Here is a 13,267-nt window from a genome sequence, read left to right on the forward strand (position 1 = left end):
GCACATCCCGTTGGGTATCAGTCAGCGACAACGGCGGAATCTTCGGACCCGGACGACTCATACCCAACCAACGACGAACCTCCGACTCAGGTCACTAGCGGCGTTCGGGTGACCGTCAGGTTCGCCTTCCACGCCAGTCGCGCGAACAGCACCGCGTCGCTCACCGCCGCACCGTTCGGGTCGTTGTTGAAGTACGCGTAGACGTCCTGCCGGGGCCAGGTGTCCTGGATGCGCTGTACCCATGTCGCCAGCGACCGGCGGCCGTAATGCGGCCAGGCTGTCGCCCGGCCCTGGTGGAAGCGGACGTAGCCCCAGTCGGTGGTGCGCCACAGGGGGGTGACCGGGCGGGACAGGACGTCCGCCCAGCACAGGGCCGCCCCCCGGGAGGCCAGGACCTCCCGGACCTCGGGCATCCACCAGGACTCGTGCCGGGGTTCCACCGCGACCCGCGTGCCGGGCGGGAAGCAGGCCAGGCAGGTGTCCAGGAGGGGCGGGTCGGCCCGCAGGGTCGGGGGCAGTTGCAGGAGGATCGGACCCAGGCGGTCGCCGAGGCCCGCCGCGTGGGTCATCAGGCGGTCGACGGGCTCCTCGGGTTCCCGCAGGCGCTTGACGTGGGTGAGGTAGCGGCTGGCCTTGACCGCGACCGTGAAGTCCGCCGGCAGCCGGTCCCGCCACGCCTCGAAGGTCTCCCGGGACGGCAGCCGGTAGAAGGCGTTGTTGACCTCGACCGTGGCAAAAGCCGCCGCGTACCGCTCCAGCCACAGCCGTACGGGCAGACCGGGCGGGTAGAGCACGTCCCGCCAGTCCCGGTACTGCCAGCCCGACGTGCCGACGAACAGGGGCATATCCCCATCAAAGCAGCTACAGGATCAATGCAGCTACAGGTAGAGCCCGGCCTCCGCGCCGTCCCGCGGCTCCGGCAGCGTCGTCGGCGAGGTGCCCCGGCGCAGCGCGTACAGCTCCGCCAGCGTCGCGCCCTCGCGGCCGATCCCCTCCTCGGTGCCGAGCCAGTTCATGGCCTCCCGGCGGGTCAGCGGGCCGACCTCGACGCGGGCCAGGCAGCGGCCGGGGCGGACGACGGCGGGGTGGAGGCGTTCCAGGTCCTCGTTGGTCGTGACGCCGACCAGGACGTTGCGGCCCTGGCCGAGGAGTCCGTCCGTGAGGTTCAGCAGCCGGGAGAGGGCCTGGCCGGCCGTGTGCTTGGCCTCGCCGCGGATCAGTTCGTCGCAGTCCTCCAGCAGCAGCAGCCGCCAGCGGCCCTTGCCGGTCGAGTCGTCCTCGCCGATCGCGATGTCCATCAGGTAGCCGACGTCGGAGAAGAGCCGCTCCGGGTCCAGTACGCAGTCGACCTGGCACCAGTCCCGCCAGGACCGGGCGAGGGTGCGCAGCGCCGACGTCTTGCCGGTGCCCGGCGGCCCGTGCAGGAGCAGCAGGCGGCCCGCGATGTCCTCGGGCGTCGTCTTCATCAGGGTGTCCATCGCGTCCGCGACCGGCGCCGTGTAGTTGGCCCGGACCTCGTCCCAGGTGCCCGCGGAGATCTGCCGGGTGGTGCGGTGCGGGCCGCGGCGCGGGGAGACGTACCAGAAGCCCATCGTCACGTTCTCCGGCTGCGGCTCCGGTTCGTCCGCCGCGCCGTCCGTCGCGTCGGCGAGCACCTTCTCGGCCAGGCCGGCGGTGGTCGCCGTCACCGTGACGTCGGCGCCCCGGTTCCAGCGGGAGACCAGCAGCGTCCAGCCGTCGCCCTCGGCCAGGGTCGCGCTGCGGTCGTCGTCGCGGGCGATCCTCAGCACGCGCGCACCGGGCGGCAGCAGCGTCGCCCCGGACCGCACGCGGTCGATGTTCGCCGCGTGTGCGAAGGGCTGCTCGCCCGTCGCGAAACGGCCGAGGAACAGCGCGTCGACGACGTCGGACGGGGAGTCGCTGTCGTCGACGTTGAGCCGGATCGGCAGGGCGTCGTGCGGGTTCACGGACATGCCGCCATGATCCGGCACCCGGCCGCCGCGTGCACCCGGTTTCCCGGGCACACGCGGCATACGGTGCGGTGCGGAGGGCTGGGCGGCCGGCGGTTCAGGCGCCGGCCCCCGGCATCCGCTCACGCAGCCGCCCCCGCACCCGCCGCGCCCGGCGAAGTACGGCGTACCCCTTGGTCAGGGCCCGGTCCCGCGCGAACGTGCGGGCGATCGCACGGCCGTCGAGCAGCCGGGCGAACTCCTCCGTCCCCGTCGAGCGGCGCACGGTGACCCGGCGCAGCGCGTACGGCCCCTGCGCCCGGCGCGCCAGGCCGTTGCCGACGGCGAGCGCCTGCGCGTACCCCGTCTCGCGCACCGCCCGCCGCACCCGGCGGTCGGAGTAGCCGTACGGGTAGGCGAAGGAGGCGGGCACGGTGCCCAGCTGGTCGGCGACGATCTCCTTGCAGTGGATCAGCTCGAAGCGCAGCCGTTCCTCGTCGAGCTGGTCGAGCTGCGGGTGGGTGTGGCTGTGCCCGCCGATCTCCACGCCGGCGCCGGCCAGTTCGCGGACCTGGTCCCAGTCGAGCATGGTGTCCAGGGCGCCCCCGGTGTCGTACGGACCGCGCAGCCAGCCGGTGGACACGAACAGCGTGGCCGGGAAGCCGTGCTTGGCGAGGGCGGGCAGGGCGTGCCGGTGCACGCCCTCGTAGCCGTCGTCGAAGGTGATGAGGACGGGCCGTTTCGGCAGCGGACGTCCGGAGCGCCAGGCGGCGGCCAGCTCCGCCGTGCCGACCGGGGTGAGGCCCCGGTCGGCGATCGCCGCCGTCTGCTCGGCGAACGCCCGCGGGGTCACCGACAGGGCGCGGGTCGCGTCGTTCGGGTCGTCCGCGACCGCGTGGTACATGAGGACCGGCACCCGCGCGTCCGCCTCGTACGTCTCAGCCACGCGCGGCCCCCTCCGCCGGTCCGACCGGCGCCACGGAGAAGGAGACCCCGCCCCGCCGCGCCCGTACGCTCCCCACCGCGTAGCCGCCCGCCGCGGTGAGCACCCCGGCGACGATCGCGCCCGCCCGACCCGCACCGCCCGGCCGGGCCAGCACGGCGTCGCGCAGCCCGCGCACCACGCCGGCGGGCAGCACCCGGGTGGCGTACCGGCGTTCGGACTCCAGGCCCTTGTCCGCGCCGACACTGCGGGCCACCAGGGCCTTGGACAGGCCCTCGGCGTAGGTGCGGGTGCGGAAGTAGGCGAAGTGCTCGCGGACCTCGGGCACCCGGTGGTGGATCACCGCGCGGTCGTCGATCAGCAGCACGGCGTCGGGCCGGGCGCGGGTGAGCCGGATGCACAGCTCGGTCTCCTCGCAGCCCAGCGGGCGTTTGTCGCCGTCGCGTCCGATGCCGGTGGCGAAACCGCCCGCCGCGTCGAACGCCTCCCGCCGGAAGGAGGCGTTGCCGCCGAGCACGTTGCGCACCCGGACCCGGCCGGGCGGCAGACCCCGGTACGTGCAGCCCACCACCCAGTCGAACTCCTCCGGGAACCAGACCGGCCGGCGCCCGGACGCCCAGATGGGCACCGTGCGCCCGCCGACGGCGACGACCGCCGGGTCGGCGTAGCCCTCGGCGAAGTGCCGCAGCCAGTCCCGTTCGGCCACGGCGTCGTCGTCGAGGAAGGCGATCACCTCGCCGCGCGAGGCGGCGATCCCGGTGTTGCGGCCGGCGGACAGCCCGCGGGGGCCCGCGTTGGCGAGCACCCGCACCTCCTGCCCGTCCGGGCCCTCCTCGTACTCCTTCAGCAGCCGTTCCCGCAGTGTCTCGTTGTGGTCGACGACCAGCAGCGTCTCCCGCGCCGGGTGGGACTGCGCCCGCACCGAGGAGACCGCCGCGAGGATGTCCTCCCAGCGGTCCTCGGTGTAGACGCAGATCACGACGGAGATCGTGAGGGGGGCGTCAATACCGCTCAAGACGCCTTCCTCCGGACCGGAACGACCGGGGCGACCGGGGCCACGGGGGTGGCTGGACCGGCCGAGGCGAGCGTCGGCGCGTGCGTACGGCCCCGCAGCGCACGCCGGTTGGAACGCTCGTCGAGGATCACTCTGAGCACCCGCAGCCCGTCCCGTACGGCGCGCAGGTTGCTGACTCCGTGGATGCGCAGGTACTCGTGGCTGGGTATCTCCTGCACCTTGAGCCCCGCCTTGACGACCCGGATGTTCATCAGGGTCTCCACCTCGAAGCCGGTGCAGTCGAGGTCGATCTTGTCCAGGCAGTGCCGCCAGAACGCGTTGTAGCCGTAGCAGAGGTCGGTGTAGCGGGCGCCGAACTTCCGGTTGACGACCGCGCACAGGGCGCGGTTGCCGAGCTTGCGGATGAAGGTCATGTCGTCGGTGCCGCCGCCGTTGGCGAAGCGGGAGCCCTTGGCGAAGTCGGCGCCCGAGACGAGGGCGGAGACGTACGACACGATCTCCTGGCCGTCGGCCGAGCCGTCGGCGTCGACCATCACGATGATGTCGCCGGTGCACGCCTCGAAGCCGGTGATCAGCGCGTCCCCCTTGCCCTTGCCGCGCTGCTCGACCACCTTGACGTCCGGCCACAGCTCCCGGGCGACGCGCACGGTGTCGTCGGTGGAGTTGCCGTCCACGAGGACCACCTCGTGGATCCAGTCGGGCAGCGTCTTGAAGACGTAGGGAAGGTTCTCCGCCTCGTTCATCGCGGGTATCACGACGCTCACCGGCGGCGCTATCGCCAGGTGCGAGGAGACGGGCCGGTACTTCTCGGCGGGAGACGGATCGGACGACGGATCGTTGCCCGTCGACGCCGGCTGCAGGACTGAGCTCATGAGTCTGTTCCCTCTCGTCCGGCGGACCGCCCGCCCCAGGGGCGGTCCGGCTCTGTATCCGGTTCGAAAGGGGGGTTCTCACCCACGGCGTGACGGCATGGATCTCCGTGCGTGCCAGGTGAGCTGGCAAAGCCTGTCGACGCCGGAAAGAAACGGCAGCCGACTGCGCGGCACGGCTCGGTCACCGGTGCGGTCACCGAGCACGGCACCCCCCTACCGCGCGTCCCGCCCCGGTCCGCCGCGGCCTCGAGCCCTCCCCTGAGCCGCTTGCCGACGTACCGATGCGGGAGATGTATGACGGTATTGACGATTGAACCCGTATGGCAAGACCTGGAACCAGGTCTCACGTTTTTGTTGGTTTGCCGTCATCCGTTCTTCTTGCGGGGCGATTTCCCACGGCGCGGGTCTCCCTGACCGTTCCGCTTTGCCCCCCGAAGCCCAAGATGCCGGGCATCAATGTGACCCAGCTCTCCGGAGACCGTCAAGACGGCACTGGTGTTCCCGCCGGTTTTCGTCCGATTTTGAACGACCGTCAGCCATTTTTTGGCATGGACACTTCCTGTCAACACGCGTAGCTGCTACCACGGTTGACGGCAGAGATCCTGCTAAAGGAGGTTCCATGAGACGTTCCCGACTTGTCGGCTTCCTGAGTTCACTCCTCCTCGCCGCCGGCACCGCCCTCACCGGGGCCGCGACCGCCGAGGCCGCCCAACACGCCGCCGCCGAGGGCTACGTGGCGCTCGGCGACTCCTACTCCTCCGGTGTCGGAGCGGGCAGCTACATCGGCTCCAGCGGCGACTGCAAGCGCAGCACCAAGGCCCACCCCTACCTCTGGGCGGCCGCCAACTCGCCCTCCAGCTTCGACTTCACCGCCTGCGCCGGCGCCCGTACGGGTGATGTTCTCGCCGGACAGCTTGGCCCGCTCAGCACCGCCACCGGTCTCGTGTCGATCAGCGTCGGCGGCAACGACGCCGGCTTCGCCGACGTCATGATGGCCTGCGTCCTCCAGTCCGACAGCTCCTGCCTGTCCCGGATCGCCACCGCGAAGGCGTACGTCGACTCGACGCTCCCCGGCAACCTCGACAACGTCTACTCCGCGATCCGCGACCGGGCCCCCAACGCCCACGTGGTCGTCATCGGCTACCCGCGCTTCTACCGGCTCGGCACCTCCTGCATCGGCCTCTCCGAGACCAAGCGGAAGGCGATCAACGACGCCGCGGACCACCTCAACACCGCGATCGCCAAGCGCGCCGCCGACCACGGCTTCACCTTCGGCGACGTACGGCCCACCTTCACCGGCCACGAGATCTGCTCCGGCAGTTCCTGGCTGCACAGCGTGAACTGGGTCAACATCGGCGAGTCGTACCACCCGACCGCGGCCGGTCAGTCCGGCGGCTACCTGCCGGTCCTCAACGGCGCCGCCTGATCCGACGGGCCCTCACGGGCCGCCCTGAGCGGAAGGAGACGGAGAAGAAGAGGAAGAGGAGGAGGCCCCGCCCGTCGGGGTCTCCGTCCCGGGCTCCGTCTCCGCCGCACACGTCACGGAGAACGCCACCGCGTCCGACGTCACCTCCACCGGCTCCCGCACCTCCACACGGACCGCGCCCTCGAACGCGCCGCTCGCCCCGTCCGTCGTCACGACGACCGTGTCCTGCCGCGAGCGTTCACCGCCCGCCGGGAAAGACAGCGTCCGCCACCCGGGATCGGAGACCGACCCGTCCTCGGTCACCCAGCGGTAGCCCACCTGCGCCGGCAACCGCCCCACCGTGAACGTCGCCGTGAAGGCGGGCGCCCTCTCGTGCGGCGGCGGACAGGTCCCCTCGTACTCGGTGTGCGCGCCGGCCACGGACACCCGCACCGACTGGGGCGGCGGACTGCTGCGCCGGCTGTGACTCGCGGAGGAGGCGGGCGGACTCGGCTCCGTACCGCTCTCGGTCGGGCTCGGTGCGACCGTGCTCGCCCCCGGGCCCGGACTCCCGCCCGAACCTTCGGTGCCGTCACCGCCGCCGGAACGGTCGAGCAGCGCGTACGTCAGTCCGGCCAGCGCCAGCACGAGCACGGCCAGCCCCAGGACCAGCACCGCCCGCGCCCGCCGGTCCCGGCCGCCCGGCCCGGTCCCCGCCGTGTCCGGCGTCGTCGGGGACACGGGCGCCGGGGGAGTCGGCGCGGCTTCCGGTCCGGGGAAGGCCGCGACCGTCGGGGCGTACGCGCCGGCCGGCACCGCGCCCGTCCGGGGCGTGCCCGCCCCACCGCCGACGCCCCCGGCAGCCACCAGGCGCAGGTCCCGCTCGGCCCGTTCGGCGGGGAGCCGCTCGGCCGGGTCCTTGCGCAGCAGGCCCTCGATGACGGGCGCGAGCGCACCGGCCCGGTGCGGCGGTGGCAACTCCTCGTCGACGATGGCCCGCAGGGTGCTCAGCGGGGTGTCCTGGCGGAACGGCGAGGCCCCCTCGACCGTCGCGTACAGCAGCACGCCCAGGGACCAGAGGTCGGACTCGGGGCCGGGCGTGCGGCCCAGGGCCCGTTCGGGTGCCAGGAACTCGGGGGAGCCGACGACCTCGCCGGTCATGGTCAGCGCGGAGCTGCCCTCGACCATGGCGATCCCGAAGTCGGTGAGCACCACCCGGCCGTCGTTCGCCAGCAGCACGTTGGCCGGCTTCACGTCGCGGTGCAGCACCCCCGCCGCGTGCGCGGTCCGCAGCGCGGCCAGCACCTCGGCACCGACGCCCGCCGCGCGCCGCGGCTCCAGCGGGCCCTCGGCCTCCAGTTGGTCGGCCAGGGACAGCCCGCGCACCAGCTCCATCACGATCCAGGGACGGCCGCCGTCGGTGGCCACGTCGTACACCGTGACCACGTTGTGGTGGGCCACCCGGGCGGCGGCCCACGCCTCCCGCTCCAGCCGTGCGTACATCCGCCGCACGTCGGACTCCGGCAGCCCGGCGGGGGCACGCACCTCCTTGACGGCGACCTCGCGGTGCAGCACCTCGTCGCGGGCGCGCCACACCGTGCCCATCCCGCCCTCGCCGAGGGGGGACAGGAGACGGTAGCGGCCGGCGATCACGCGCTCACTGCCGGGTTCCTGGGACACCGGCGCCCCCTCGAAGTCTCGCGCGGACATTCCGGGAACGGGCCCGTCGTTCTCCCGCATTCACCCCAAAAGTAGCTCAGCCGAGTGCGGATGCGGCCCCCCTGAACACCAATCCGGCCCCGAGGACCACCACCGCGCACGCCGACCCGAGCGGAGTGACCCGGCGCACCAGCCGGGCCGCCCGGCCCGTCGCCCACCGGGGACGCCGCCGGAGCAGGCGGCTCGCGCCACCGCCGACGCGGACGACCGCGACACCGCCCCCGGTTCCAGCGCGGTCATGCCGGCCGCCGCGAGCCCCGAGGCGGCCAGCGCGCCGCAGACCAGAGTGGCGAGGCCCCGGCGCCCCGCTCCACCGCTTCCGGAGTTGGGTGTCATGCCGTCCGTCCTCTGTGCCGAAGTGCTGATGTCCCTGACGCACAGGCATTCGGAGCGGCGTGCGGGCCGGATTGGTCGGACTCGGTAGACGCCGGACTCCGACTCGTGCCGGCATCGAGTGCGCGACCGACCCGCGTTTTCGGCCCGCCGATCCGTAACTCCAGCCGGAGGGCGCGCCGTCGCGCGCCCGGCGGTGACGCCGACGGGCCGGTGCGGCCCGCGGAGAGAGGGGGGACGGGGTGGACGCGGACGAGCTGCTGATGCTCGTGGCGGACGGCGACCAGAAGGCCTTCGAGGACCTGTACGGGCTGGTCTCCGGCCCGGTGTTCGGACTCGTACGGCGCGTGGTGCGCGACCCCGCCCAGGCCGAGGAGGTGGCGCAGGAGGTGCTGCTCGAACTGTGGCGGTCCGCCGCGCGGTTCGACCCGCGCCGGGGGAGCGCCCTGTCCTGGATCCTCACCGTCGCCCACCGCCGCGCCGTCGACCGGGTGCGCAGCGCCCGCGCGGCCGGCGAACGCGAACAGCGCGAGGCCCGGCGCGCCCACCACCCCGCCTTCGACCAGGTCGCGGAGGAGGTCGAGGCGGGCCTCGAACGCGAGTGGGTGCGCCGCTGCCTGGACCGCCTGACCGCCCTGCAGCGCCAGTCCGTCACCCTCGCCTACTACGACGGCTACACCTACCGGGAGGTCGCCGAGCGCCTCTCCCTGCCCCTGGGCACGGTGAAGACCCGGATGAGAGACGGACTGGGCCGCCTGCGCGACTGCCTGGGAGGCGCCGCATGAGCCTCTTCGGCCGGCGGCCGCGCCGAGGCGGGCTCCACTCGCTCGCCGCCCCCTACGCCCTGGACGCCCTGGAAGGGGCCGAACGGGTCCGGTTCGAACGGCACCTGGAGGGCTGCGACCGCTGCGCCGCCGAGGTCAGGGCGCTGTCCGAGGACGCCGTCCGGCTGGCCTGGTCCACGGCCGCACCGGCCCCGGCCGCCCTGCGCGACCGCGTCCTGGCCGCCGTACGCACCACCGCGCAGGAGCCCGCGCCCGGACGCGGGCCCGTCCGCCGGCTGCCGTCCCACGTGTGGGGAGGCGGGCCGGCGCCGGAGCGTACCCGCCCGCCCCGGCCGCGCCCCCTGCTGGTGCCCTTCGCCACGGTGACGGCCGCCGCGGCGCTCGTGGTCGCCGCGCTCTTCGCCGTGCAGGCGGACCGGACACGGGGCGAACTGGACACCGCACGGGACCGGGCACGTGAGATCGCCCACGTTCTCGCCGCTCCGGACGCCCGCGTGACCGGCGGGGAGGACGACCGCGGGCGCAGTATCGGAGTGGTCGCTTCCGCATCCGAGGGGCGCGCGGTCGTCACCCTGAGCGGATACGGCGAGCCGTCCGGCGGCCGCGTGCACCAGCTCTGGCTCGTGCGCCCCGGCGCACCGCCGCGCTCCCTGGGGCTCCTCGACGACGACACGCCCCTGGTCGCCTCCGGCCTGGACCGGTCGGCCACCTCACTCGCGGTGACCGTCGAACCCGGCGGGGGCTCGGACCGGCCCACGAGCAGGCCGGTCGCCCAACTCGCCCTGGAACCCATCGGATTCGGAGAGTAATCGTCAACCCCCTTACGGGGAAGGTGAATCCTGTGACCGCGATACACGCATGCCGTACCGGGGCGATAGGGTTACCCTGCCCGGGCCGGGTGGACTCGTACGGGTGGGGAGTGACATGGAACAGATAACAGTGCGCAGCAGGGCCAGGGTCCCTGCGATCACCTGCGGCAGCAGCGCGACCAGCTCGCGCCTCGACCGCCATCTCGCGGTGCTCGGAGGGCCTGCCCTCCCACAGCGGGAGACGGTGGAGGCGACGTCGCTGATGCGTGAGCTGACCGCGCGTGAGCCCGCGCACAAGCGCAGCAACCGGGGCGTCAGGATGCGCCGGGTCTCGCTGTTCGCGCCACTGCGCCGACTGCGCCGTTCGCTGTTCGGCGGCAACTGAGGCCCCGCGCTCCGGCGGTCACACCGTCCCGGCGCGGCGCCGCGCACACGCCCGTCATCCCCACGGCACGCAGCGGCGCCCCGGTGTGACCCCGGCGAGGGATCACCCGTACGTCCGGCTCCTCTTCGTCACGCCCGTTCCGTACGTCTGTCTCCTCCGTGCGTCCGTGTTCTCGCGGCGTCCCCACGCCGGCCGCTTCCGTACGCCCGTCCCGCCGTGTCCCCGCCCGGCGGTGACGCCCACCGGCCCGCTCAGCCCTCCTCGCGCGTGTAGCGGCGCACGGCGAGCGGGACGAACACCGCCAGCAGGACCGCGCACCAGGCCAGCGACCCGGCGACGGGATGCGCCACCGGCCAGGCGGCCCCCTCCGGCACCGGCGCGTTGCCGAACAGGTCCCGCAGCGCCGTGGTCACCGCGCTGATCGGATTCCACTCGGCGACCGTGCGCAGCCAGCCCGGCAGCCCCTCGGTCGGAATGTACGCGTTGGACAGCAGCGGCAGGATGAAGGTCGCGCCGCCCAGTTGACCGGCGGCCTCCTCGTTGCGGGTGAGCAGACCCAGGAAGACGCCGATCCACGTCGTCGCGAACCGGAACAGGAGCAACAGCCCCACGGCGCCCGCCGCGCCGAGCGCGCTGCCCTCCATCCGCCAGCCCACCGCGAGCCCGACCAGCAGGAAGGGCACCATGCCGGCGGCGGTGACGAGCAGGTCCGCGACCGCCTGTCCGAGCGGCACCGCCGCCCGGCTCACGGGGAGCGTCCGCAGGCGGTCCGTCACGCCCCGGTGGGTGTCCTGGGCGGCCTGGAACATGCCCGTCATCAGGCCGTTCGCGGCCGTCGCGACCAGCAGGCCGGGCACCAGGAAGGCCCGGTACTCCTCGCCCGGCATCGCCAGCGCGCTGCCGAAGACGTAGCCGAAGAACAGCAGCATCGTCACCGGCATGGTCTGGGTGAGGATCAGCAGGCCCGGGTTGTTCCGCAGCCGCCGGAGCTGCCGGCCCAGCATCGCGGTGCCGTCGTGGGCCAGGTCGTACGCCATGGCGCTCATGCCACAAGCTCCTTGTTCTCGCCGGTGAGGCGGAGGAAGACGTCGTCGAGGGTCGGCGGACGCAGGCTCGCGTCCAGCAGGGGGACGCCCGCAGCGTCCAGCTCGCGCACCAGGCGCGGCAGGGTCAGCGTCGGGTCGGTGCTGACCGCGCCCACCGTGCGCCGGTCGGGGTCGAGGGCCGGCTCCGCTCCCGTGAGCCGGTCGAGGACCGCCGCCGCCCGCGCCATGGACTCCGCGTCCGCGACGACGGCCTCCGCGTACGCCCCCACCAGTGCCTTGAGTTCGGCCGGGGACCCGGTGTGGGCGACCCGGCCCCGGTCCACCAGGGCGATGTCGTCGGCGAGACGGTCGGCCTCCTCCAGGTACTGCGTGGTGAGCAGCACGGTCGTGCCCTCCTCCTTCAGGGCGCGCACCGCGTCCCAGATCTGATTGCGGCTGGCCGGGTCGAGCCCCGTCGTCGGCTCGTCCAGGAACAGCACCTCCGGGCGGCGCACCAGGCTCGCGGCCAGGTCGAGACGGCGTCGCATGCCGCCGGAGAGGGTGGCGGCGGGACGGTCGGCGGCGTCGGCCAGTGCGAAGCGGTCCAGAAGTTCGTCGGCCCGCGCCGAGGCGTCCCGCAGCCGGTGCAGCCGGGCGAACAGCCGTAGGTTCTGCCGGCCGGTGAGGTCCCCGTCGACCGACGCGTACTGCCCGGTGACGCCGATCCGGCGCCGGACGGCGGCGGCCTCGCGCACCAGGTCGTGCCCGGCGATCCGCGCACTGCCCGCGTCCGGCCGCAGCAGCGTGGTCAGCAGGCGTACGGCCGTCGTCTTGCCCGCCCCGTTCGGTCCGAGCAGCCCGCACACGGTCCCCTCGGCCACCGCCAGATCCAGGCCCCGCAGCGCGTGCACCTCACCGAAGCGCTTCTCCAGACCCTCACTAAGTACAGCGTACGTAGTAGTCATGAGTCGACCATAGCGCACTACGTACGCCGTACGTAACTAGGATGGTGGCCGAGGTGATGATCCATGGCGGGCCGAGCGGCCGTACCCGAAGTGATCTGGGCGCGCCCCGAGCGCACCGGCCGGGGGCCGAGACCGGCGTACACCCGTGCCGACATCGCCGCCGCCGCGGTGCGGATCGCCGACGCGGAGGGGCTCGACGCGGTCTCGATGCGCCGCGTCGCCGCCGAGCTGGGCTGCGGCACCATGTCGCTCTACAACTACGTCCCCCGCAAGGAGGACCTGTACGAGCTGATGATGGACGCCGCCAGCGCCGAGCACGAGCTGTGGGAGCCGAGCGGCGACTGGCGCGCCGACATGCTCCGGGTGGCCCACCAGACCCGGGCGCTGATGCACCGCCACACCTGGCTGACCCGCCTGATGTCACCCGTCTACGGCTTCAGCCCCCACGCCCTGCGCTACCTGGAGCACTGCCTCGCCTGCCTCGACCCCTTCGACGCGCCCTACGGGACGAAGATGGAGTTGGTCGCGATGGTGAACGGCGTCGTGACGACGTACGTCACCAACGAACTCGCCACCGCCGAGCGCACCCGCTCGCTGCCCTGGTCCGAGGAACAGGAGAACGCGGTGCGCATCGCCTACCTGGGCGCCCAGCTGGCGAGCGGCACCTACCCGCGGCTGGCGGCGTCCTTCGGCGAGGACGCCGGGCCCATCGACCTGGAGGCGGTCTTCGAGCGGGCGCTGACGCGGGTGCTGGACGGGTTCGCCTGAGGGGGCGGCTTGCCGGGCTGTGGGGCTGCCTGAGCGCTGAGGGCCGGGGACGCCTTGAGCGTGGAGGAGTGGGGGCTGCCCGGGTGCCGGCGTGCCTGGGTGCCGGGGGCGAGTTCCGGGGCGGGGTGCCCCGAGGCCGGGGGCCTCTGGGCGCCGGGGTCGGGGGTTTGCGAGTGCCGGGGACGGGATCTCCGAGCGCCGGGGGCGGGGGCTTGCGAGGGCCGGGGCCGGGACCTCGGAGCGCCGGGGCCGGGGGCTTCCGAGCCCCGGGGCGGGGGGGCCCGAGCGTCGGAG

General features: G+C 73.5%; 13 protein-coding genes. 5 read left to right on the top strand and 8 right to left on the bottom strand.

The window, feature by feature from the left end:
- Window positions 1-86 precede the first annotated feature (86 nt).
- The 5 genes from KUM03_RS21735 to KUM03_RS21755 all read right to left on the bottom strand — a co-directional run bounded on the left by KUM03_RS21735 (window position 87) and on the right by KUM03_RS21755 (window position 4,779).
- Window positions 87-845 (bottom strand): DUF72 domain-containing protein, encoded by a 759-nt coding sequence (locus tag KUM03_RS21735; protein WP_217250953.1) that lies wholly within the window; start codon window positions 843-845, stop codon window positions 87-89.
- A 33-nt stretch (window positions 846-878) separates the two neighbouring features.
- Window positions 879-1,973: a DUF5925 domain-containing protein gene (locus tag KUM03_RS21740; RefSeq protein WP_217250954.1), complete on the bottom strand. Its 1,095-nt coding sequence runs from the start codon at window positions 1,971-1,973 to the stop codon at window positions 879-881.
- Window positions 1,974-2,067: 94 nt separating this feature from the next.
- Complete coding sequence (locus KUM03_RS21745; RefSeq protein WP_217250964.1) at window positions 2,068-2,853, bottom strand: polysaccharide deacetylase family protein; 786 nt, start codon at window positions 2,851-2,853, stop codon at window positions 2,068-2,070.
- 34 nt (window positions 2,854-2,887) lie between these two features.
- A complete protein-coding gene (locus KUM03_RS21750) occupies window positions 2,888-3,907 on the bottom strand; it encodes a glycosyltransferase family 2 protein (RefSeq protein ID WP_217250955.1) in 1,020 nt (339 codons plus the stop codon).
- Window positions 3,904-4,779, bottom strand: coding sequence for a glycosyltransferase family 2 protein (locus KUM03_RS21755; RefSeq protein ID WP_254399702.1), 876 nt, complete (start codon window positions 4,777-4,779; stop codon window positions 3,904-3,906). The genes KUM03_RS21750 and KUM03_RS21755 overlap by 4 nt, the downstream gene beginning before the upstream one ends.
- Window positions 4,780-5,398: 619 nt before the next feature.
- Here KUM03_RS21755 and KUM03_RS21760 point away from each other — a divergent pair.
- Window positions 5,399-6,205, top strand: a complete 807-nt coding sequence (locus KUM03_RS21760; protein ID WP_217250956.1) for an SGNH/GDSL hydrolase family protein — start codon at window positions 5,399-5,401, stop codon at window positions 6,203-6,205.
- A 12-nt stretch (window positions 6,206-6,217) separates the two neighbouring features.
- On the opposite strand, the gene KUM03_RS21765 is transcribed toward KUM03_RS21760, so the two are convergent.
- Window positions 6,218-7,894, bottom strand: a complete 1,677-nt coding sequence (locus KUM03_RS21765) for a serine/threonine-protein kinase (RefSeq protein ID WP_217250957.1) — start codon at window positions 7,892-7,894, stop codon at window positions 6,218-6,220.
- 584 nt (window positions 7,895-8,478) lie between these two features.
- Between KUM03_RS21765 and KUM03_RS21770 the strand changes: the two genes are divergently transcribed.
- The 3 genes from KUM03_RS21770 to KUM03_RS21780 all read left to right on the top strand — a co-directional run bounded on the left by KUM03_RS21770 (window position 8,479) and on the right by KUM03_RS21780 (window position 10,215).
- Window positions 8,479-9,021, top strand: coding sequence for a sigma-70 family RNA polymerase sigma factor (locus KUM03_RS21770; protein WP_217250958.1), 543 nt, complete (start codon window positions 8,479-8,481; stop codon window positions 9,019-9,021).
- Window positions 9,018-9,830: an anti-sigma factor domain-containing protein gene (locus KUM03_RS21775; protein WP_217250959.1), complete on the top strand. Its 813-nt coding sequence runs from the start codon at window positions 9,018-9,020 to the stop codon at window positions 9,828-9,830. The genes KUM03_RS21770 and KUM03_RS21775 overlap by 4 nt, the downstream gene beginning before the upstream one ends.
- 115 nt (window positions 9,831-9,945) lie before the next feature.
- The gene (locus KUM03_RS21780) at window positions 9,946-10,215 is read left to right on the top strand and encodes a hypothetical protein (RefSeq protein ID WP_217250960.1); all 270 of its coding nucleotides are present in this window, start codon (window positions 9,946-9,948) and stop codon (window positions 10,213-10,215) included.
- A gap of 251 nt (window positions 10,216-10,466) precedes the next feature.
- Here KUM03_RS21780 and KUM03_RS21785 read toward each other — a convergent pair whose 3' ends face one another.
- Together KUM03_RS21785 and KUM03_RS21790 are read right to left on the bottom strand one after the other, a co-directional pair.
- Window positions 10,467-11,261, bottom strand: coding sequence for an ABC transporter permease (locus tag KUM03_RS21785; protein WP_217250961.1), 795 nt, complete (start codon window positions 11,259-11,261; stop codon window positions 10,467-10,469).
- Window positions 11,258-12,205: an ATP-binding cassette domain-containing protein gene (locus KUM03_RS21790; RefSeq protein WP_217250962.1), complete on the bottom strand. Its 948-nt coding sequence runs from the start codon at window positions 12,203-12,205 to the stop codon at window positions 11,258-11,260. Before KUM03_RS21790 ends, KUM03_RS21785 begins: the two co-directional genes overlap by 4 nt.
- 63 nt (window positions 12,206-12,268) lie before the next feature.
- On the opposite strand from KUM03_RS21790, the gene KUM03_RS21795 reads away from it, so the two are divergent.
- Window positions 12,269-12,973: a TetR/AcrR family transcriptional regulator gene (locus KUM03_RS21795; protein WP_217250963.1), complete on the top strand. Its 705-nt coding sequence runs from the start codon at window positions 12,269-12,271 to the stop codon at window positions 12,971-12,973.
- The last annotated feature ends 294 nt before the right edge of the window (window positions 12,974-13,267 follow it).

The organism is Streptomyces sp. AC602_WCS936 (assembly GCF_019049125.1).
GTDB lineage: Bacteria > Actinomycetota > Actinomycetes > Streptomycetales > Streptomycetaceae > Streptomyces.